At 37.3% G+C, this 22,425-nt stretch carries 20 protein-coding genes and 1 pseudogene; 1 reads left to right on the top strand and 20 read right to left on the bottom strand.

Going from position 1 to position 22,425, the window contains the following annotated elements; translation table 11 throughout:
• Nucleotides 1-24: 24 nt before the first annotated feature.
• From recG to MT489_RS02010, 5 genes are all read right to left on the bottom strand, one after another.
• The gene (gene recG / locus MT489_RS02030; RefSeq protein WP_307414901.1) at nt 25-2,073 is read right to left on the bottom strand and encodes an ATP-dependent DNA helicase RecG; all 2,049 of its coding nucleotides are present in this window, start codon (nt 2,071-2,073) and stop codon (nt 25-27) included.
• Nucleotides 2,066-2,953, bottom strand: coding sequence for an L-serine ammonia-lyase, iron-sulfur-dependent, subunit alpha (sdaAA, locus tag MT489_RS02025; protein WP_244679836.1), 888 nt, complete (start codon nt 2,951-2,953; stop codon nt 2,066-2,068). Before sdaAA ends, recG begins: the two co-directional genes overlap by 8 nt.
• Nucleotides 2,954-3,168: 215 nt before the next feature.
• Nucleotides 3,169-3,831 carry an L-serine ammonia-lyase, iron-sulfur-dependent subunit beta gene (gene sdaAB, locus MT489_RS02020; protein WP_244679835.1) on the bottom strand — a complete coding sequence of 221 codons (663 nt, stop codon included), beginning with the start codon at nt 3,829-3,831 and terminating at the stop codon, nt 3,169-3,171.
• 282 nt (nt 3,832-4,113) lie between these two features.
• Nucleotides 4,114-5,793 (bottom strand): DAK2 domain-containing protein, encoded by a 1,680-nt coding sequence (locus MT489_RS02015; protein WP_244679834.1) that lies wholly within the window; start codon nt 5,791-5,793, stop codon nt 4,114-4,116.
• Nucleotides 5,794-5,810: 17 nt separating this feature from the next.
• Nucleotides 5,811-6,173 (bottom strand): Asp23/Gls24 family envelope stress response protein, encoded by a 363-nt coding sequence (locus MT489_RS02010; RefSeq protein ID WP_244679833.1) that lies wholly within the window; start codon nt 6,171-6,173, stop codon nt 5,811-5,813.
• Between the two features lie 258 nt (nt 6,174-6,431).
• Between MT489_RS02010 and rpmB the strand changes: the two genes are divergently transcribed.
• A complete protein-coding gene (gene rpmB, locus MT489_RS02005; protein WP_244679832.1) occupies nt 6,432-6,620 on the top strand; it encodes a 50S ribosomal protein L28 in 189 nt (62 codons plus the stop codon).
• A gap of 166 nt (nt 6,621-6,786) precedes the next feature.
• Here rpmB and spoVM read toward each other — a convergent pair whose 3' ends face one another.
• The 15 genes and pseudogenes from spoVM to MT489_RS01930 all read right to left on the bottom strand — a co-directional run bounded on the left by spoVM (nt 6,787) and on the right by MT489_RS01930 (nt 22,330).
• Complete coding sequence (gene spoVM / locus MT489_RS02000; protein WP_144920313.1) at nt 6,787-6,867, bottom strand: stage V sporulation protein SpoVM; 81 nt, start codon at nt 6,865-6,867, stop codon at nt 6,787-6,789.
• A gap of 98 nt (nt 6,868-6,965) precedes the next feature.
• Nucleotides 6,966-7,619: a thiamine diphosphokinase gene (locus MT489_RS01995; RefSeq protein ID WP_244679831.1), complete on the bottom strand. Its 654-nt coding sequence runs from the start codon at nt 7,617-7,619 to the stop codon at nt 6,966-6,968.
• On the bottom strand, nt 7,616-8,275 hold the full coding sequence (gene rpe, locus MT489_RS01990) for a ribulose-phosphate 3-epimerase (protein ID WP_244679830.1): 660 nt from the start codon (nt 8,273-8,275) through the stop codon (nt 7,616-7,618). The genes MT489_RS01995 and rpe overlap by 4 nt, the downstream gene beginning before the upstream one ends.
• Before the next feature lie 2 nt (nt 8,276-8,277).
• Nucleotides 8,278-9,159: a ribosome small subunit-dependent GTPase A gene (gene rsgA / locus MT489_RS01985; protein WP_244679829.1), complete on the bottom strand. Its 882-nt coding sequence runs from the start codon at nt 9,157-9,159 to the stop codon at nt 8,278-8,280.
• A 55-nt stretch (nt 9,160-9,214) separates the two neighbouring features.
• Entirely contained in the window at nt 9,215-11,170 is a 1,956-nt protein-coding gene (gene pknB / locus MT489_RS01980; protein WP_244679828.1) for a Stk1 family PASTA domain-containing Ser/Thr kinase, read from the bottom strand.
• Complete coding sequence (locus MT489_RS01975) at nt 11,170-11,919, bottom strand: Stp1/IreP family PP2C-type Ser/Thr phosphatase (protein ID WP_280518509.1); 750 nt, start codon at nt 11,917-11,919, stop codon at nt 11,170-11,172. The genes pknB and MT489_RS01975 overlap by 1 nt, the downstream gene beginning before the upstream one ends.
• Before the next feature lie 21 nt (nt 11,920-11,940).
• A pseudogene (gene rsmB / locus MT489_RS01970) lies at nt 11,941-13,275 on the bottom strand (16S rRNA (cytosine(967)-C(5))-methyltransferase RsmB); the annotation flags it as partial.
• Complete coding sequence (fmt, locus tag MT489_RS01965; RefSeq protein WP_244679827.1) at nt 13,268-14,221, bottom strand: methionyl-tRNA formyltransferase; 954 nt, start codon at nt 14,219-14,221, stop codon at nt 13,268-13,270. The gene fmt and the pseudogene rsmB, both read right to left, overlap by 8 nt.
• Entirely contained in the window at nt 14,218-14,703 is a 486-nt protein-coding gene (gene def / locus MT489_RS01960; RefSeq protein ID WP_244679826.1) for a peptide deformylase, read from the bottom strand. The genes fmt and def overlap by 4 nt, the downstream gene beginning before the upstream one ends.
• A 23-nt stretch (nt 14,704-14,726) precedes the next feature.
• Complete coding sequence (gene priA, locus MT489_RS01955) at nt 14,727-17,132, bottom strand: primosomal protein N' (protein ID WP_244679825.1); 2,406 nt, start codon at nt 17,130-17,132, stop codon at nt 14,727-14,729.
• A 2-nt stretch (nt 17,133-17,134) separates the two neighbouring features.
• Nucleotides 17,135-18,334 (bottom strand): bifunctional phosphopantothenoylcysteine decarboxylase/phosphopantothenate--cysteine ligase CoaBC, encoded by a 1,200-nt coding sequence (gene coaBC, locus MT489_RS01950; RefSeq protein ID WP_244679824.1) that lies wholly within the window; start codon nt 18,332-18,334, stop codon nt 17,135-17,137.
• Between the two features lie 99 nt (nt 18,335-18,433).
• Nucleotides 18,434-18,640, bottom strand: a complete 207-nt coding sequence (rpoZ, locus tag MT489_RS01945; protein ID WP_244679823.1) for a DNA-directed RNA polymerase subunit omega — start codon at nt 18,638-18,640, stop codon at nt 18,434-18,436.
• Nucleotides 18,641-19,255: a guanylate kinase gene (gmk, locus tag MT489_RS01940; protein WP_244679822.1), complete on the bottom strand. Its 615-nt coding sequence runs from the start codon at nt 19,253-19,255 to the stop codon at nt 18,641-18,643.
• A gap of 12 nt (nt 19,256-19,267) precedes the next feature.
• Nucleotides 19,268-19,528 carry an extracellular matrix/biofilm regulator RemA gene (gene remA, locus MT489_RS01935; RefSeq protein ID WP_244679821.1) on the bottom strand — a complete coding sequence of 87 codons (261 nt, stop codon included), beginning with the start codon at nt 19,526-19,528 and terminating at the stop codon, nt 19,268-19,270.
• Between the two features lie 123 nt (nt 19,529-19,651).
• On the bottom strand, nt 19,652-22,330 hold the full coding sequence (locus tag MT489_RS01930) for a cation-translocating P-type ATPase (RefSeq protein ID WP_244679820.1): 2,679 nt from the start codon (nt 22,328-22,330) through the stop codon (nt 19,652-19,654).
• Between the last annotated feature and the right edge of the window lie 95 nt (nt 22,331-22,425).

Below are 22,425 nucleotides of genomic sequence, written 5' to 3'. Positions count from 1 at the left end.
ATAACGCCACTCCTTACTAGTATTTCAATCCAATTTTTCACCAGATAACGCTCCTGAATCTTGTAGATATTTACGCATATGCTCATAATCTTTTTCAGACCAAAATTCTTTTTTTTCGATTAATTTCATCGCATCGTTTCTAGCGGTTTCAAGTGCCCGATAATCGTGGACCATATCAGCGACTTTAAATTCAGGAAGTCCACTTTGTTTTTTTCCAAAAAAGTCACCAGGTCCCCTAAGTTCCAAGTCTCTTTCACTGAGAACAAATCCATCGTTTGTCTCAGTCATAATTCTCATCCGTTCTTTTCCGACATCCGTTTTTGGATCGGCTAATAAAATACAATACGATTGTTCACTTCCACGACCAACCCGACCTCTTAGCTGATGGAGTTGCGATAGACCAAATCTCTCCGCATCATACACTACCATAACCGTAGCATTCGGAACGTTAACACCGACCTCTACCACCGTTGTGGAAACTAGAAGTTGTATTTTATTATCACTAAAGTCACGCATCACTTCTTCTTTTTCGGATGCAGGGAGCCTGCCATGCATAAGACCTATTTTAAACTTACCATAAAAATAATTAGATAACATGTCGTATACATCAATTGCATTTTGAACATCAAGTTTATCTGATTCCTCGATTAGTGGGCAAATAATATAAGCTTGTCTTCCTTTACTTAATTCTTTTTCGACAAAATCTAAGATTCTATCTAGCATGTTATGTTTTGCCCAATGTGTTTCGATAGTTTTTCTTCCTGAAGGCATTTCATCGATGATGGATACATCCATTTCTCCGAACACTGTAATCGCTAATGTCCTTGGAATTGGTGTAGCCGTCATAAATAGAACATCTGGCCTCTCTCCTTTTTCTCGGAGAATCCTTCTTTGTTCAACTCCAAAGCGATGTTGTTCATCCGTAATAACAAGTCCTAATTTTTGGAAGTTTACATCCTCTTGGATTAATGCATGAGTTCCTATTAATATATGAATCTCACCTTGTTCAAGGCTTTTTAAAATGTCCTGACGTTTTTTTCCCTTTACAGAGCTTGTTAGTAATTCGATGTTTACCTTTGTTTGAGCTAATGATTCTTTGAGAGATTGAAAATGTTGTTCAGCAAGGATTTCTGTTGGTACCATAAGCGCACCTTGATAGCCTGCAGTTACACAAGCATATAGGGAAATCATTGCAACTGCTGTCTTTCCAGAGCCAACATCTCCCTGAAGTAGTCGATTCATTCTGATAGGTGATTTCAAATCCGAACATATTTCATTTACAACTTTTTTTTGGGCTTTTGTCAGTTGGAATGGAAGAGAGGCAATAAAAGACTTAACTTTTTCCAAATTATAATGGTGTGCTTCTCCTTTAGATTGCTCTCTTTCCAGTTTGCGAAAGGCTTGCATTTTTAATTGAAAGTATAAAAATTCTTCATAAACAAACCTGCGTCTAGCTTGTTTCACCTCATCCGGTGAATGAGGGAAATGCATAATTCTTAGAGCTTCTTTTTTTGCAGGTAATTTATATTCCTTTAATATTTGAGAAGGTAATGTTTCCTCTACTTCATCACCATATTCATTAAATGCTTGAACAATAAATCTTCGAAGGGATTTTACAGTTATAGGAGATTTTACAGGGTACACCGGTTCGTAATCCGCTGTTTGTGATTGGGAGCCAATTTTAATATCTTGGCCCGTTATCGTTTGCCGATGCTTGTCCCATTTTCCCGTAACAGTTACCACATCTTGCGGTGATAATTGCCCTTTTAAATAGGCTCTATTAAAAAAGGTAACTTTGATTAAATAACGGTCAACCAAAAGATGAATCGTAATTCTATTTTTCTTCTTGCCATAATACATGACAGATGGCTCACTGTGAACCTTACCTTCAACAGTGATTTTTTCATCGTGATTAACTTCCGCTAAATCACGGAGTCTGACGTCTTCGTACCGAAATGGAAGATATTGCAATAAATCTCCAATATTGTTAATGCCCATTGACATAAGATTTTCAGCAGTTTCTTCACCTACACCTTTCAAAATAGTAGTAGGCAATCCTAGAGAGTTAGTCACGTTCTACACGCGGAACCCCAAATATTTTCGCCTCTAATCTTTTCCCAGTTGGGGTTGCCGCCAACCCTCCTTCAGCGGTTTCTCTTAAAGATCTGGGCATTTGCTGGCCAATTTTAAACATTGCATCAATAACTTCATCGCAAGGGATTCGACTCGTAATACCTGCAAGTGCCATGTCAGCTGCAACCATTGCATTTGCCGCACCCATCGCATTTCTTTTTACGCATGGTACTTCAACTAATCCTGCAACTGGATCGCAGACAAGCCCCAACATGTTTTTTAATGTAATAGCCATTGCTTCTGCACATTGAGAAGGTGTACCTCCGGCCATTTCTACTATAGCTGCTGCAGCCATCCCTGCTGCAGATCCAACTTCAGCTTGACAGCCCCCCGCGGCGCCAGAAATGGAAGCGTTATTTGCAACTACATATCCAAACGCACCTGATGTAAATAAAAACTTAACCATTTGTTCTCTAGTTGGCTGTAATTTGTCTCGGACAGCAAATAAAGTACCCGGGACTACACCAGCAGAGCCTGCAGTTGGTGTTGCGCAGATTGTTCCCATTGCAGCATTAACTTCATTCGTAGCTACAGCTTTACTGACTGCATCCAAGATTGTTTCACCTGATAAGAAACGACCCTTCTTAATATAATTTTGCAACAGAACTGCATCTCCGCCAGTTAAACCCGAATGCGAAGTTACACCTCTTATTCCACGTTCAACAGCTTCTTCCATCACAGTCAAATTTTTATCCATTTGAGCAATGATTTCCTCGCGGCTTCGATTCATAACTTCCATTTCTTGTTCTATCATAATTTCTGATATTTGTTTATTTTGTGTTTCGGCGAGATGGACTAATTCAGAAACATTTTTAAACATTCCTAATCCTCCTTCCTAACTCTTAGATGCTATTTTATCAAGGCTCTTTTCTCAAACATTGTTGATTTTTCATATAACTAAATGGATTTTATTTTAAAAATTGATCATACAGCTAAGAAAAGAGCTGCCAATTTGATCAGGACAGATAATTTTTATTGAATAGGTGTTAAAGCCGAATATTTTTACAAAAAACAACAGACTATTTGAAAATAACCTTAATCAACAACTCGTGCCACTTGTGTAATATTTGGAAGTTTACTGATTTCTTCAATTATTGATTCATCAATATTCTGATCCACTTCTATGGTCATAAGGGCCATTTTCCCTTTTTCCTTTCGGGAAACTTCCATATGCCCGATATTAATTTCATGGGATCCGAGAATATTAGATACGGCTGCAATTGCTCCAAAACGATCGTTGTGAACAACGAGAATTGCAGGGTGATGCCCAGATAACTTTAATTGAAAACCATTTAGTTCAATAATTTCTATTTTTCCACCACCGATAGAGATTCCAACAAGCTCTAGTTCACCCTTTTCATCTCCGATTAGGATTCGAGCGGTATTTGGGTGTTCTGCGTTGGCTGTTTCTTCGATAAACTCTACCTGAATATTTCGTTCCTTAGCAATGTTCAATGCTTCTATAATCCGCTTGTCATCTGTATCAAAATCAAGAAGGCCGCCAACGAGTGCAACATCTGTTCCGTGCCCCTTGTACGTTTTTGCAAAAGATTCATAAAGCGAAATTTTTGCCCACTTCGGCTCCCTACCAAACAAGCTTCGTGCAACTCTTCCAATTCTGGCGGCTCCTGCCGTATGTGAACTTGAAGGACCAATCATAATAGGACCTATGATATCAAAGACACTTTTATATTTCATTGATATCTTCCTTTCTTGTTATAAAAGCACAAGCGTCTTACTCATCGACATTCCTTCTTCATCCTAATAATTGATATAAAGGAAACACTAAATCCGATAGGACGAATTCGACTCTCTTTCGTAAAAGAAAAGGATAAGAAGTTTGCAAGTGGATGAGCGCTAGGTCTTTACATAGATACTTTTAGATAAATACTTAGACAATATACTTTTTAAATCTTTTTAAATCGTGCACATGGAAATAGAAGGGATTATCCCTTCTATTTCTTTTATCATTTATATATTTTATTCAACTGAAAAAATAAAGTGATATAACGGTTGTTTTCCATTATGAACTTCAATTTCAATATCCTCGTAATTTTCATTAATTAACTCTAAGAGTTGATCTAATTCATTCTGTTTCGTATCTTCACCATATATAATAGTAAGAATTTCAGATTCTTCTTCTAACATATTCGTTAACAAATTATAAGCGGCCTTTATTAATTCCTTATTGGTTTCAACAATTTTCCCATCGTTTATTCCCATATAGTCACCTTTGCCAATTTGAAGACCATCGATATTTGTATCACGGACTGCAAAGGTGATTTGCCCAGTTTTAATAGCAGAGATAGCTTCTGTCATACCCTGACCATTTTTTTCAAGCGACTGAGTAGGATTGAATGCTAATACTGCAGCTAATCCTTGTGGGACCGTTTTTGTCGGAACGACTAATACTTCTTCATCAGCCATTTCAGAAGCTTGTTCGGCAGCCATAATAATGTTTTTATTGTTAGGAAGAATAATGATTTTTTTTGCATTAGCTGACTTAATTGCTTTCACAATATCTTCCGTGCTTGGATTCATTGTTTGTCCGCCTTCAATTACTTCTGTTGCACCAATGCTTTTAAATAGATTGGCAATGCCTGAACCCATTGAAACGGCAATAATCGCGTATTCTTGTTTTTCTTTTGGAAGGTTTTGATTGGTGACGGTATGTCCATGTTGTTGATTGTCAGTGCCTACAATTGAACTATGCTGTTCCCTCATATTTTCAATCTTCATATTAATTAAGCTTCCATATTGTTGACCGTACGATAAAACTTCTCCAGGATGCTCAGAGTGAATATGGACTTTTACTACCTCATCATCTGAAATGACGAGTAATGAATCTCCAAACTCACTTAAATCGTTTTGGAAATCATTTTCGGAAAATTCCTTTTTGTCTTTTTCAAATTTCACCATAAACTCAGTGCAATATCCATAAACAATATCTTCTGTATTCATGAAGCTTTGTACACTTTGATGGTGTTGAGCACTAACTAGCTCATCCATCGTTGGTGCAAGTGCTGGTGTGTCAGGAAGTTCTTCCCCTTTTAATACGGCCAAAAAACCTTCATATACACAAACTAAACCTTGTCCCCCGCTATCAACAACTCCTACCTCTTTTAAAACAGGGAGTAAATCAGGGGTTCTTTCTAAAGAAGCTTTTGCTTCTTTTAACGTTTTTTCCATTATAACGATAATATCTGATTCGAATTTAGCTGCTTCGACGGCTTTTTTTGCGGCATCTTTCGCAACAGTCAAAATTGTTCCTTCCACAGGCTTCATTACAGCTTTATAAGCAGTGTTTACTCCTGCTTCAAGAGCGTGGGCAAACTCATCTGCAGAAAGAAAAGGTTTTGACTCTATATCTTTTGCAAATCCACGGAATAGCTGAGATAGGATAACTCCTGAATTACCACGAGCCCCCATCAGTAACCCCTTTGATAATGCAGCGGCAACTTTTCCTATATGCTCTTGCCTATTATTTTGTACTTCTTTCGAACCTGAAGACATAGAAAGATTCATATTCGTTCCAGTATCTCCGTCCGGAACAGGAAATACATTTAGTGCATCTACCATTTTAGCATTTGCCGCTAAATGATTGGCTCCTATTATTATCATTTCGGCGAACCGATTTCCATCTAACGCTGTAATAGACACGTACTTTTTCCTCCTCATTACGGGTTCGTTACTCGAACCCCCTGAACAAAAATATTTACCGTATCGGCTGATATACCAATTGTCTGTTCAAGTGTGTATTTTACCTTCGATTGCACATTATGGGCAACCTCTGAAATTTTCGTTCCATAGCTTACAATGATATACATGTCTATGTGTAATGCTTGGTCTTCCTGTCTGATGATGATGCCTCGGGTAAAATTCTCCTTGCGTAAAATGTCTGTTAAGCCATCTCTAATTTGATTTTTGGAAGCCATACCTACTATTCCATAGCAATCGACTGCTGCTCCCCCAGCAATTGTTGCAATCACTTCATTGGATATATCAATCTGGCCGAACTTAGTTTTCATTTCGATAGACATGTAATTTCCTCCTTATTGGTCGAAAAAACATCAGATAAAAAATGTTATCGCATACACAACATAGATAAGGCTATTTTACTATAATAGCTGTTTTTTTTAAAGTTTTACATGTGTGGATCCATGCATAACATTGTTGAAGTATTGCATTCAAAAGGTAAGTATGATAAATTATTAAAGTATATTTTTAATAAATGGAATAATAATTGAAGTGATGAACCAACTAATAGTCTTACTTCAGCGACAGGAGGGAATATAAATATGGCTAAGCAATGTGTTATTACAGGTCGCAAAACAAGTACAGGAAACAAACGTTCACACGCGATGAACGCTAACAGACGTACTTGGGGGGCAAATCTTCAAAAGGTACGCATCCTAGTTGATGGCAAACCACAACGTGTATGGGTATCAGCAAGAGCACTTAAGTCTGGAAAAGTTGAACGCGTATAACTAAAAAACGGAAGCTTCTGTCCATCGCAATACATGCCAATAGTGAGTTTGCTAATGATCGGCTCCTTGCGATACACGGAGTACCTTTAAAGAGTTATTCACAAAAATTCAATTCTTAAATCCCAAACAAAAAGGCGCCTGTATAGGTGCCTTTTCCATTTTAATATTAACCTTTTTTAAATGTACCTAACATTGCCCTTACGATTCCTCCCAAAAACCTAGGGAGTTTAATTGTATAAAACCTCATTAAAATTCCCTCCTAAACTAAGATACCCGCCCGTCACCAATGTATTATATTCGTCATGTATGGATAAGTACGCGCCCTAACAAAAAATGGGCCAATTGTTAATCAGTACTTCTTATCATCAATAATATGCCTTTTTTAAACGAAAAATTACCAGATTGTTTAATAAGTTCATTACTAATACATAATGACGATCCGAATTCAACAGTTCGGTTTATTAATGGGTACTTAAATCCAGTTAATGAGAGATCGATAATTTCCTTTGTAAGTGGTATAAAGGAGATATATTTTTTTTCACTGTCTCTTTCCACTCGATAATGACCTGGATAGTAAAGGGATAAAGAATTCTGCTTGTCTATCATTTCAATTTTAATATTAGGATTTTGAAACTGGGAAAGCATTAGAGCGTTTGCCATAAAATGATCCAATCTTCCACCTGTTGCTCCAAAAATTTTAATTTGTTCTGGTTCTTCTTGCACTGCCCACATCAATGCTAATTCCATGTCAGTTTCGTCTTTTTCCGGCAGAACTTTTTTAAAGCCTTGGATATTATGTTCAATAAAAGACCACTCTTCATCTGATACGGAATCAAAATCACCAACTGAATAATCAGGTTTAATTCCATTTTCCAATAAATAATATACTCCCCTATCGACTCCAATCCAAACGATATCTCTAGGATAGTGTGTCAACTCAGGAATCATATCAAGTGGTCCGCCAGCCACAATATGTATGATCTTTTTCTGTTCACTCATTTGGTAATAAGCTTTGAGCGGAGTTCATGGATTGCTGCCTGCCTATCACTTTTATTAAAAATAGCAGAACCAGCAACGAATACATTTGCACCTGCTTCTTGGCAAGCCTTTATTGTACCTTCATGAATGCCTCCGTCTACCTCTATATCTATATTTAAGCCCTTTTCTTCAATCATTCTTCTGACTTCTCTCATTTTCGGCAGAACGGCATCAATAAAAGCTTGCCCCCCAAAACCTGGATTTACAGTCATTAACAAAACCATGTCAATTTCTTCTAATACATGCGCGATTGTGGAAGCTGGAGTGGCTGGATTTAATACCACTCCTGATTTAACCCCAAGCCTACGAATCTCTTGCAATGTACGGTGCAAATGGTGAGTTGCCTCAACATGGACTGTAATAATATCTGCCCCCGCTTCTACAAATGCCTTTATGTATTGATCAGGATTTTCAATCATTAGATGTACATCTAAAGGCAAATTTGTTACTTTTCTTACCGCTTCAACAGCGATTGGCCCCATCGTAATATTGGGAACGAAATGGCCATCCATAACATCAATATGGATATAATCCGCTCCCCCTTTTTCAACATCCTTAACCTCTTCAGCCAATTTTGAAAAGTCAGCAGCCAATATGGATGGAGCGATTTTTATCATATTTAATACCTCGGCTTTCTCTCTTTAATTTCCAATAAAAATTGTAGATAATGTTCATATCGTTCTTTTAAAATCTCGTTGTTTTCTACTGCAGTTTTAACGGCACATTTCGGCTCGTTTTCGTGAAGGCAGCCACGAAATTTACACTCGTCACTTTTTCCAGAGATTTCAGGAAAGGTATGCCCCAAATCCTCCGCTTCAATTTCTGTGAAATCAAGCGAACTAAAACCCGGTGTATCAGCAACAAGTCCTCCACATACTTCAATTAATTCTACATGTCGAGTCGTATGTTTGCCTCTACCAAGATGACTTGATATTTCGTCTGTCTTTAGCTGCAGCTCAGGATTCAGAGCATTAATGAGCGATGACTTCCCAACGCCTGATTGTCCTGCAAAAACACTTGTCCTTCCATTCAATAAGGGGTATAGCTCGTTAACCCCCTCTTCTGATTTCGAAGATAATAATATTACTTCATAACCTATAGAGCGGTAATATTCCAAATAACTATTCACTTTCAATCTTTCATTATCCGTTAATAAATCTGCTTTAGTAATGCAAATAATTGGGTGTATTTCACTATACTCGACAATGACAAGAAAACGGTCAAGTAATAATGGACTAAAATCCGGTTCTGTAGAAGAAAAAATTAATATCGCTTGGTCGATGTTAGCAATTGGTGGTCTTACAAGTTCATTTCTACGTGGCTTAATTTCCATTATATAACCTTCCTTATCATTTTCAGCTTGGAAAATGACATTATCGCCTACTAGGGGGGTAACTTTGTTCTTACGGAAAACTCCTCTTCCCCTACATTGAATCATCTCACCATTCGATAGAACATAGTAAAAACCACTTAGTGCCTTAATAATTTTCCCTTCAGTCATAACACCGTTCCTTTCTCTTATTTCACGAGAGTTTATACCCCTATCCAGGTAATAGTTAATCACCTGGATAAGGAACCTCATCTGCCTCTATAACAGTATTATCTCTCAATATTTCATATTTTGCAGTGTTTCCTTTTGCAATAGTGAATTCCAATTCCCGCTCTGTTGTTTCAGTGATCGTGAAAGTGTCCACCGGAACGGACATTGTGGGGTGATTATAGTCTTCAATTCGGATCACAATTACTTGTGGTTTCCCTTCTTCTGAAGGTTCATATGGGATAGTTACTTTTTTCGTCGTAGTTTTAGGAGGAATCTCTTCTTTTCCTTTCGAAATGACAACTGTGACGCGTTCTCCTTTAGAAAGCTCACTATTTGGAGCAGGATCCTGTGATATTACCAGTCCTTCAGGAACTTCATCGGAATATTGTTCATTTGTCATATCTATATTTAACCCAGAGGATTCCGCATAACTTTCCACACCTTTACTATTCAATCCTCGTAAATCTTTCAATGTTATTTTCTCTTCTCCTTTGCTTACAACAAAAGATAAGACTGTTTCCTCAGGGATAACAGGTGTATTCGGACTTAGTGATTGTTCAATAATCTCACCAACAGGTGCTTCATTAAAGACCTCATCAATTTTAGGGTCCTCGAATCCTTCATTTCTTAAAAGATTTTCAATTTCAGAAATTTGTCTTCCGGTATAGTCTTGTAATATGAATTTATCTTTTCCAGTACTAATATAAATGTCGACGGAATATCCTTTTTTCACTTCCATACTTGCTTTAGGACTTGTCTTAATAACTACCCCTTCAGGTACCTCATCGCTTGAAGCTTGAATTTTTTTCCCTATTTTTAGACCTGCATCGACAAGACGAACAACCGCATCGTCATATTCTTCACCACTTACGTCAGGAATTTTTACAATTTTCGCGTTTTGGATAGCAGGCAATACATACGACACAAACACAAGTGATAAAAGCATCAACATAATAAATATGCCAATGATCCAGGGCCATTTTTTCTTGCGCTTTGGTTTTTTTACGGGCTCATTTGATTTTTTTGCTTGTTCTTTCTTATGAAGAATCGTCTTGTTATTTATACTTGGATCGTTTTCTGCTGTAATAACAGGAATTGCTTTTGTCGCATCAATATCTTCTGGTATCGTAAACTTTGGTTCATTTATTCTATTTATATCCAATGCTGTTTCAAGATCCCTTGCCATTTCATCAGCACTTTCATAGCGGAGAAATGGATCTTTGGCAGTCGCTTTTAAAATAATATTTTCTACACTTTGAGGAATACCAGGATTCCAGCGTTTGGGAGATGGTGTCTCTGATTGCAAGTGTTTTAATGCAATCGATACAGCTGATTCTCCTGAAAAAGGAAGCCTACCTGTCAAAAGCTCAAACATGACAATTCCTAAAGAATAAATATCAGATTTTTTCGTTGCCATTCCACCCCGTGCTTGTTCAGGTGATAAATAATGTACGGAACCAAGCACAGCATTCGTTTGCGTTATGGAGGTGGCAGATAAAGCCATAGCAATGCCAAAATCAGTTATCATAACATGGCCGTGATGATCAACCAATATATTTTGCGGCTTGATATCACGGTGGACGATATGATTGTGATGGGCATGAGAAATAGCGGATGTTAATTGTTTCATTATATCAAGAGTATGTTCAAGCGGAATTGGATGATAATACTGTATGTATTGCTTTAACGTCATTCCATCAACGTATTCCATAACGATATAATAAATATCATCTTCTTCACCGACATCGTAGATACTTACGATATTTTCATGAGTCAAACTCGTTGCTGATTGGGCCTCTCTTTGAAATCGGCGAATAAATTCATCCTCATGGGCAAAGTCTAACCGCAAAATTTTAATCGCTACATCGCGATCTAAAATCATATCATGTGCCAGATAGACATTGGCCATTCCGCCTCCGCCAATCATTTGCAGCAATTTATAGCGGCCACTAATTCTTTTCCCCAATAACATTACTCGCACCCGCTTTCAGGGCAAGCATTAATAATGGCAATTGAAATATTATCTTCTCCACCATAATGATTTGCAAGTTGAATAAGCGCTTCGGCCTTTTCATTTAAATTTGTTTCTTCCATTAAGATTTTGGCCATTTCGGAACTAGAAACTTTATTGGACAGTCCATCCGAACAAAGAAGCAGTTTATTTCCTTCCTCAAAAGTAATGGTAGAAATGTCCATATCAATATTGGATTCAGTTCCCATTGCATTTAATAATACATTTTTGCGGGGATGCAGTTCAGCATCCTCTGGAGATATTTGGCCGGCCTTAATCAATTCATTAACAAGAGAATGATCTTCAGTCAACTGATTAAATCCATTATCATTTAGAAGATAACAGCGGCTATCCCCGACATTAACTATAGTTGCAAAAGTAGCAGTACTAATAGCCGCCACTAATGTTGTACCCATTCCTTTATATTCTTGAAATTGTTGTGAGTGGTCAAATATTTCCTTATTCACCTTGCTCACATTTTCCAGGAACCATTTTTCTGCGGATTCAGGTGTTAACTCACTCTCAACAGCAGTCCACAATTCCTGAAGCTTCGTAACAGCAATGCGACTTGCTACTTCCCCTGCTTGATGTCCGCCCATTCCGTCCGCAACAATTGCTAAACAGTTTCCCTTTTCATTATAAAAAATACCACCATTATCTTCGTTATGTGGCCGGATCATGCCTTTGTCTGTTTTAAATAAAGCTTTCATACTCTCGTCCCCTTTAGGCTGCTTCCTTCTAAAACATGAAATAAAAAATCCATCACCGCCAAAATCTTGCGGAAATATTTGAATAGCATTTGAGCCTTCTTCGGTAAAATGTGAAAGTGCTTCAGGCAAAGTAAGAGCATGAGGCTCAAAGTCTTCATGTTGCTTAAGAAATGCAGCAGCTGTCCCAAAGTTTTCCTCTAAATCAACTGTACAAGTACTATAGACAAGAAGTCCACCATTTTTTAATAAAGAAGCAGCCTCATCTAATATACAAAGTTGTACTTCTCTAAGTGATTGAATATCTTGGTCTGTCTTTGTGTATTTAATATCAGGTTTTCTTCTTAAAACACCCAGTCCAGAACACGGCGCATCAACTAGTATGCGATCAAATGATTTAGGTTGAATTGATTCACTTGCATGACGACTGTCCATGACATTAGCATCTATATTATTAAGTCCTAGACGCGTTGCATTTTCCTTAATGAGCTTAACTTTATGAGGATGAAGGTCGAGTGAAGTCACCTCTCCAGTTCCATTCAATAATTCAGCAATATGCCCTGTTTTACCTCCTGGAGCTGCACATGCGTCCAACACTTTTATATGCGGCGAAAGCTCTAAAGCATAAGCAACAGCCATCGAACTTTCATCTTGAATACTAAAATATCCTTTTTTATATAAGTCGGAGTTTGCAGCATTCCCTTTTAAAATTCGAATTGATTCTGGAATGATTGGGCTTTTCTCTACTGAAAAACCTTCCTCTTCGAGTAACTTGCATACTTCTTCTCTATTTGTCTTAGTCTGATTAATTCTTATAGTTTGAACAGGTGCCAATAAATTTTCTTCGCACATTGCTTTTGCTTTTTCAAAACCAAATTGATCTGTCCATCTTTTTACTAACCAAAGAGGATGACTTGTCTCTAATGAAAGCTTTTCTATAGGATCCTTTATAACATCAAGTGATGGGAGTCCTTCTCTTTGCACTGATCTTAATATACCATTCACTAGACCTACAATCCCTCTATGACCGCGTTTTTTTGCAATTTCAACTGCTTCAAAAATGATAGCACGGTCAGGTACCTTATCTAAATAAACCATTTGATAAAGTGAGAGTCGAAGCAATATGAGTACCCAATGTTCAGGCTTCTTCTTTATAAATGGTTTTAAATAAAAATCCAAAGTAAGCTTACGTTGTATTGTTCCGTACACAATTTCTGTCAACAAACCAGTATCCGGACCGGAAATCTGATATTTTTTGATAGTTTGGTTTAAAAGTAAATTACTGTAGGATTGATGTTTATCGATGGCTTCTAAAACATCTAATGCAGCTTCTCTAACAGTCTTTTTCTGTTTATTCATTATTGCTGTCCAATCTGGAGCCAATATTTATTTCGTTTCCTGCCCCATTCAAAAATTGATTTGCTGACATTTTTTTCTTCCCAGCTGGCTGAAGTTCTTGAATTTTTATTCCTATGTTATTTCCCGTAGAGACAACAAAGCCATCCTGTTCAACTAAAATTATTTTACCTGGTTGATACTCTTTAGCAACTTTTATTTTCTCCGCTTTCCAAACTTTCCAAACTTGACCATTAAATGTAGTGTAAGCGACTGGCCATGGACATAAGCCCCTTATTTGGTTGTAAATTTTTTCTCCAGCATCATGCCAGTTAATTTTTTCTTGTTCGCGTTTAATATTTGAAGCAAAAGTTGCTTTCTCGTGATCTTGAGGATGAGCTTTAATTTCACTTGAAATTAACTTAGGTATTGTGTCAATAAGCAACTTGGAACCTGCTATGCTCAACTTATCATGCAATGTACCTACATTATCATCTTCATGTATCGGCACTTCAACTTGGCTAATAATATCTCCAGCATCCAGCTTATCTACCATATACATGATCGTAATACCTGTTTTTTCTTTTCCTTGTATAATGGCATAATGGATAGGAGCACCACCTCTTAATTCAGGTAGTAATGAAGCATGAACATTGATACAACCATATTTAGGTGCTTCAAGAATAGTAGTTGGCAATATTTGACCATAAGCAGCAGTGACAATCAAATCGGGCTCTAGATTAAGAATTTCATTTGCAGATTCCTCATCACGAATTTTTTCTGGTTGAAGTACACGTATTCCGTGACGTTCAGCTTCGACTTTTACAGGTGGTGGCGTCAGAACTTTTTTCCGACCTACAGGGCGATCTGGTTGGGTTACTACGGCTAAAGTATCATATCCATTTTCGATTAAAGTTCTTAGCACTGGTACAGAAAAATCCGGCGTACCCATAAATACAATTTTCGTCATTCCTCTTCACTACTTTCTAAATCTTCTTCGTCCACATATTCAATTACTTTTGAGGTGAATAGCACTCCTTCTAAATGATCGATTTCATGTTGGATAACACGTGCTAAGTAATCCTCTGCTATTAACGTAAACTCACGGCCACTTCGATCCATAGCTTTAACTGTAACAGTATGGAATCTAGACACGGTACCAAAAAGTCCTGGAAAGCTGAGGCAACCTTCAATATCGATTTGTTCCCCGCTTTGTTTAAAAATTTTAGGGTTGATTAGCTCAAGCCTTCCATCCTCTTCATCAATTTCAATAACTGCAATTTGTTTACAGATGCCAATTTGAGGGGCAGCAAGACCAACTCCGTCTGCTTTAATCATCGTTTCATACATATCATCTAATAATTGGTGCAACTCGTCTCCGAACTCAGTTACCGGTTCGCATTTTTGCTCCAATATATCGGAAGGGTGTTCAACAATGGTGAGAATCGACAATATATTCACTCTTTTCTTTTCAGTTACATCATCATATAAGGATTTACATCTATCGAAATAGTCAAACCTTCTTTAATAAATTGCTGTTGATAATGTTCCAATACTTTGTGTAATGTTGGTTTTAATTCTGGTTCATGCTTGTATTTTATCAAACATTGATAACGATATCTATTATTGATACGAGGAATCGGTGATGCAACAGGACCTAAAATAATTGCTTCATCAGAAATTCTCGATTGAACATATTTTGTAATCTTCTCCGTCGTCGAAACTGTTTTCATCAAATCTTCGTGGCTTATTGTAATAAGAGTCAAATAATAAAAAGGTGGATAAGAACCGACCTTGCGCATCACCATTTCTTGTTGATAGAAGCGATCATAATCTTGCTGTCCTGCATATTCAATACTGTAATGTTCTGGAGTATAAGTTTGAATAACTACTTCCCCATTTAACTCATGCCGACCTGCTCTGCCACTCACTTGAGTTAGAAGTTGAAACGTTTTTTCACTTGCTCTAAAATCGGGTAAATGAAGCATAGTATCTGCACTTAAAACTCCAACCAGCGTAATATTGGGAAAATCTAATCCTTTTGCAATCATTTGAGTTCCAAGCAAAATATCCGCTTTCCCTGATTGAAAATGCTCTAAAAGCTTTTCATGTGCTCCCTTTCGTCCTGTTGTATCAACATCCATACGAACAACTCTTGCCTCAGGGAAAACTTTATACAATTCTTCCTCTACTTTTTGAGTTCCTGTACCAAAGTAGCGTATATGGTTGCTTGAACATTCAGGACATGTGTGTGGAACGAATGTATTAAAGCCGCAGTAATGACATTTCATTTCATTTGTATATCGATGAAAAGTTAGCGAGATATCACAATGAGGACATTGCATTACATACCCACAGTCCCTACACATCATAAAGGAGGAGTGGCCCCTTTTATTCAAGAATAAGATCGTTTGCTCCTTTTTCTCCAGCCGGTCAGCAAGTTTAGTATGCAATTCCCTAGAAAACATGGAACGATTTCCATCTCTCATTTCCTCACGCATGTCTATGATTGAAACAGGAGGAAGTGATTTATTATTCATCCTCTTGGACAAGGTAAGTTGATGGTACACCTTCTTTTGTGCTCTTGCGAATGACTCAAGGGCCGGTGTTGCACTGCCTAGTATTACAGGGCATTGATGATATTTTGCTCGATAAATAGCAACATCTCTAGCATGATATCGCGGAAGTTCTTCTTGTTTATAACTTGTCTCATGCTCTTCATCAATAATTATAATTCCTATATTTTCGAAAGGAGCAAATATTGCAGATCTGGCACCGACTACAACTCTAGCTTCTTTTCTTTGTACCTTTCTCCATTCATCGTATTTCTCCCCAATTGATAGACCACTATGCAGAACGGCTACATCATTTCCAAATCTACTTTTAAATCGATCAACCATTTGAGGTGTAAGCGAGATTTCAGGGACGAGAACAATGGCTTCCTGTCCTTTGTCTAATACTTTTTGAATGGATTGTAAATATATTTCAGTCTTCCCACTACCAGTCACACCATATAAAAGAAAAGTTTCATATTTTTTAGATTCAATCGTATCTAATATTGGTGTAATCACTTCTCTTTGCTCATTTGTTAATAGGAATGGTGCGGTTCGATCAAATTGCTTATGTTCAAAAGGATCACGATATACTTCTTCATTTTTTTCAGTAAAGACACCCTTTTTAACTAATCCGTGAATAGAGGATTGGGGCGCCCCAGCGTCTGTTAGTTCTTTTGCGGTGTATTGTGCAGATTGCTGCTTTAAGACGTATTCAAGAATCATTTTTTGGTTGCTTGCATTTGCAGGAAGAGAATTCAACAATGTTAGCATTTCTTCATTGTCCATCATAGTTTCGTAGACTTTTATCATTTTTTTCCTAGCAAGGCTTTTAACATCATATACAACCTCTGCATTACCCAATTTAATCTCAGCATGGAGGGCAGGAAGAATATTTCGTTCTTCTGCCTTTTTCCAAGTAATCTCTGTTTTTCCACCAAATAAATCATCCAGAAAAGGATTATCTTCCATATTAATTCGTAGAAATCTTTTTTCGTATTTTGCTTTCATAGCGGCAGGAAGCATCGCTTGAAAGCATGATATTTTAAAAGAAAGCGTATCTGTTGCTAACCATTCTCCTAGTTCAAGCAATTCTTTATTCAGAACGGGTGTTAAATCTAGTGGCTCTTTCAGTTCCTTTAATTTGTCTTTATAAGGACTATTACTTTTCAGTCCTGTGACAAATCCTTGTATCGTTCTAGGTCCAAAAGGAACTGCTACCCTCATTCCCCGTTCAATGATTCCTTTCCACTTTTCAGGAATAAGATAATCAAATTCTTTATCTGTTCCAAGTGTAGGAACGTCTACTATTACAGTAGCTATGTTCATTTTTAGTCATCTCCCATTTTGAGGATGATTTCTCCTAAAATTTCATTAGCCGTTTCATGTTTACTTAATAAAGGAAGTTTTTTCACAGAGTGATCTTTATGAAAAATCGTTACAATATTTGTGTCCCCTGAAAATCCTGCTCCCGCTTCAAGAATATTATTCCCAACAATCATATCTAGGTTTTTTCTTTCTAACTTTTGCAGAGCATATTTTTCTAAATCATTCGTTTCTGCTGCAAAACCTACAAGAAATTGACGATCCTTATTTTTTCCCAATTCCTGTAATATGTCTTTTGTTCTCTCGAACTCTATCATTAGGTTTCCTGCTTGTTTCTTCACTTTCTTATCATAAACATGACTTGGTCGGTAATCGGCAACCGCAGCACTTTTAATCACGACATCACTTTCAGGAAAATATTTCATCACTTCGTTATACATATCTTCCGCGCTTTCAATTTTGACAAGCGTGACTCCAGCAGGAGCTGATATGTTGTCTGCACCAGAAACTAGAATAACCTTAGCACCCATCTTTGCTGCTTCCTCAGCAAGTGCATATCCCATTTTTCCACTAGAATGATTCGTAACATACCTTACAGGGTCAATTTTTTCTTTAGTTGGACCTGCCGTTATTAAAAACCTTTTTCCATTTAGCGGTAGAGACTGAGGACTAAAATGTGCATGAATCAATTCTACAATGGCCTCTGGTTCTTCCAATCTTCCTTTGCCAACATAGCCGCAAGCTAAATAACCTTCTCCGGGCTCAATAAAACGATGGCCAAATTTATAAAGCGTATCTATGTTTTTTTGAACAGCAGGATGACTATACATATGGACATTCATTGCAGGAGCAATCCAAACAGGTGCCGTAGTTGCAAGCAAAGTAGTAGAAATCATATCATCTGCAATTCCATTCGCAAGTTTTCCGATCATATTGGCCGTTGCAGGAGCAACAACTACAAGATCAGCCCAATCTGCAACATCTATATGTGCAATCACTTTAGGGTTATTTTCAATAAACGTATCTGTGTATACTTCGTTTCTTGATAATGCTTGGAAGGTAAGAGGAGAAACAAATTTAGTGGCTGATTCACTCATGATTACTTTTACATTATAGCCATTTTGTATAAGCTTGCTTGTTAGTGTGCAAGCTTTATAGACAGCAATTCCCCCACTTACGCATAATAAAATATTTTTTCCGCTCATTTTATTACTCCCTCATCAAATTATCTTCATTAATATTATTATGGTCCAAAAGAAAGAGAAAAGACAACCATGAGTAGGTTGCCATTGAGAATTTTGTTATTATTTGTCTTCGTTTGATTCCTTAATTTTTATCGCACCACCATAAATTTCTTCAAGCGCTTTGCCAACATATTTATGTGAACGATAGTGATCTAGCTTTGGATTTTCTTCATCCTGAAAATTCCGCGCACGTCGTGCAGCAATCGTTACAAGTGAGTATTTTGAGTCAATGAAATTCATTAGTTTATCAATTGATGGATATAGCATTTATTTACCCTCCAGCATTTTTATGTATTTCGAAGCCGCCCTCTCACTGCGACAATGTTCAGCGAGTACGATGGCATTGATGCGCTCAACAGCTAAATCGACATGATCGTTTTCAACAATATAATCATAAAGGCTCATTAATTCAATTTCTCTTTTCGCAGCATCCATTCGATTACGAATTAAATCTACGGATTCTGTTCCTCTTCCAACAATCCTGCTTTCTAGTTCATTAAGATTTGGCGGCATAAGAAAAATAAATAGACCTTCTGGAACTTTTTCACGAACTTGCTTAGCACCTTGCACCTCAATTTCTAGAAAAACGTCCTTACCCGATTCAAGAGTTTCATTTACGTAATCAAGAGGAGTACCATAATAATTTCCAACATATTCTGCGTACTCCAACAATTTACCCTCTTTAATTAATTGTTCAAATTCTTCACGGCTTCTAAAAAAATAATCAACGCCGTCAACTTCGCCTTCCCGTGGTTTTCTCGTCGTCATTGAAATAGAATATTCGAATTTGGCACCTGGACGAGAAAATATTGCCTGCCTCACTGTTCCTTTTCCAACACCTGAAGGTCCGGAAAGTACAATCAGCAATCCTTTTTCTTTCATTTTAAGTTGTTCCTACCCTTCCTCATTGTCATCTTTCCCAAATAAACGCTGAGCAACCGTTTCTGGCTGAACTGCTGAAAGAATGACATGTTCACTATCCATAATGATAACGGCCCTTGTCCGTCTTCCATAAGTAGCATCTATTAAAGTAGCACGATCCCTTGCATCTTGTATGATCCTTTTAATTGGTGCAGATTCAGGACGTACAATTGAAATAATTCGATTTGCAGAAACGATATTTCCAAAACCTATGTTCAAGAGCTTAATAGCCATATTGCTCCCCCAATCCAACTATCGGTTTTTTTCTTTATTTTTATACTATTTTCTATATTTTTTTACAATCTAAAAGAAAAGGCAATAGAGTATGCTCTATCACCTTTAGAATTATATCATAAGTTATTTCTTTTTTCTTATAAAAAATGATCCGGCTAGTAAAAAAGTTGGTAAAGCACTCATTCCGATAATTAAGAGCCAATCATTTGCTGCTATAGATACTGTGTGAAAGATAGGTTGAAATAGCGGTACATATATAACTGAAACCATAAGGGCAGCTGAGGAAATAACAGACCAAACTAAATATTTATTTTCAAAAGGATTTCTTGAAAAAACGGAAATTTCACTTCTACAATCGAATACATGGATTAGTTGAGCCAAGACAAGTGTTGCAAAAGCGACCGTTTGAGCATAAGGGAGATCATTAGGGTTACGATGGTAGATGATTATAAACGCAATTAAAGTGGCAATCCCAATAAGAAAACCCCTTGAAATGATTTTCCAACCTAATCCACGAGCAAATACCCCTTCTTTTACATGCCTTGGTTTTCGTTTCATCACATTTTCTTCAGGTTGATCTAAGCCCAATGCCATCGCTGGCAATCCATCTGTGACAAGATTAACCCAAAGTATTTGAATTGGAACGAGCGGTAATGGCAGAGACATAAGCATTGCAAAGAGCATAACTAGAATTTCACCAACGTTTGATGCAAGTAAATAGCGAATAAATTTTCGTATATTCTCATATATATTGCGTCCTTCTTTAATGGCGGCTTTAATCGTCGCGAAATTATCATCTAGTAATATAAGAGAAGATGCCTCTTTTGCTACGTCTGTACCTGTAATTCCCATCGCAATCCCTATATCAGCCGCTTTTATGGCAGGTGCATCATTTATACCATCCCCTGTCATAGCCACAACATGTCCTCGATTTTGAAAAGCTTTCACAATTTTTAATTTGTGTTCTGGAGTAACCCTAGCAAAAACGGCGATATCCTCTACGACGTTTTCTAATTCTTCAACAGATAATTCATTTAAGAGCTGTCCATCCATCACTTGATTTTTATGTTCAAGAATTCCAAGCTGTTCCGCGATGGCACATGCAGTCGCTTTATGATCTCCCGTAATCATGACCGTTTTAATACCTGCTGTTTTGCATTCCGCAACAGCTGCTTTTACTTCAGGACGAGGTGGGTCAATCATTCCTTGAAGTCCAATAAATGTTAATCCTTTTTCAACTTCCTCTTCCTTTTGTGGGATTGTGTTCGAGTGTAGTGGTTTGAAGGCAATCGCAATTGTTCTCAACGCTTGAGCTGCGAGATTATCTACCGCCTCCTTCGTTTCTATTACAAGTTGAGCGTTTAATATACGCTGTTTTCCTTCCCATAAAATAGATTCACACTTTTCGATTAAAACGTCAGGCGCTCCTTTTGTAATTGAAAATCTTTTTCCATTTCCATCAGTTACAATTACAGTCATCATTTTTCTCGAAGAATCGAACGGAAACTCTTTTTCTATCTTAAATTGCTTTGTCAATTCTTCCTTATGCATATTAGCCTTCAACGCTGCAAAAAGAAGGGCACCTTCAGTAGGATCGCCATCAATTGCCAAAGTATTATCTTGAATCACCAGCTCTGTATCATTACAAAGGACGCCAAAAGTTAGAAGTTGAGAAACTGATTTTTCTTTCTGTGGGTCGATGAGTTTTTCATTTTCATAAAATGTTCCTTTATTTTCATCATTATGACCTTTTACAAGCCAAGTTTTTCCTCCACTCCAAAGATGAGTAACGGTCATTTTATTTAAAGTCATTGTACCCGTTTTATCAGAACATATTACAGAAGCACATCCTAAAGTTTCTACTGCTGGAAGCTTGCGTACAATCGCCTTTTTTTTGATCATTCTTTGCACGCCGAGGGATAAAGCAACGGTAACGATTGCTGGCAGCCCCTCTGGAATAGCAGCTACCGCTAACGAAACTCCAGCAAGGAACATTGTATAAACATCATGTCCGTGCGTGATACCCGCAGCAACAACAAGCAATGTAAGAAATAATGCTACGGTTATTAATATTTTCCCTAATTGCTCTAATCTTCTTTGTAATGGAGTCATTACGGAGGTAGTTGTCTGTATCATATCGGCAATTTTACCCATTGCAGTCGACATTCCCGTTGAAGTAACGATTCCTATTCCATTACCTCGAGTGACAAGTGTCCCCATAAAAGCCATATTATTCATATCTCCTAAATTAGGAGATTCCTCATCTATTGAATCCGTATTTTTAGCTGTTGGAATCGATTCTCCAGTTAGAGCAGATTCTTCAATTTCCAAGTTATTGGCAACGATAATTCTTACATCCGCTCCCATTCGATCACCACTTGAGAATTTTAAAATATCTCCTGGGACTACTTCGCGAGAATTAATCTTCATCCATTTACCGTCTCTTAATACATTCACTTGAGGTGCTGATAAATTTTTTAATGCTTGCAAAGATTTTTCTGCTTTTCTTTCTTGAAAAAATCCTAACAACCCATTGATAAGGACAATCGCCATAATGGCGATGGCGTCAACATATTCACCAAGAAGTCCAGAAAGAAGGGTAGCGCCAAGTAAAACGAGGACCATGAAATCTTTAAACTGACTAAAAAATAGAAGGAGAGCTGATTGTTTTTCCCCCTCTGATAATTCATTCCATCCAAACCGTTTTCTGCGCGCTTCGATTGCTTTTTCTGATAGTCCTTTTTTTATGCTTGTATTTAAAGTCTGTTCCACTTCGGTTTCTTTCATCCCATGATACAACACGCGGCCATCACTCTCTTCCTCCTCGACAAACAGAAGTTGTCCTATTATAGTAGGAAGTTTATTCAGTGTTATGGTGTTTCATGATATAATTTTCG

This window comes from Lederbergia wuyishanensis, from assembly GCF_022900255.1.
Classification (GTDB): domain Bacteria; phylum Bacillota; class Bacilli; order Bacillales; family Bacillaceae_C; genus Lederbergia; species Lederbergia wuyishanensis.
This window is presented reverse-complemented; position numbering and strand designations above follow the sequence as displayed.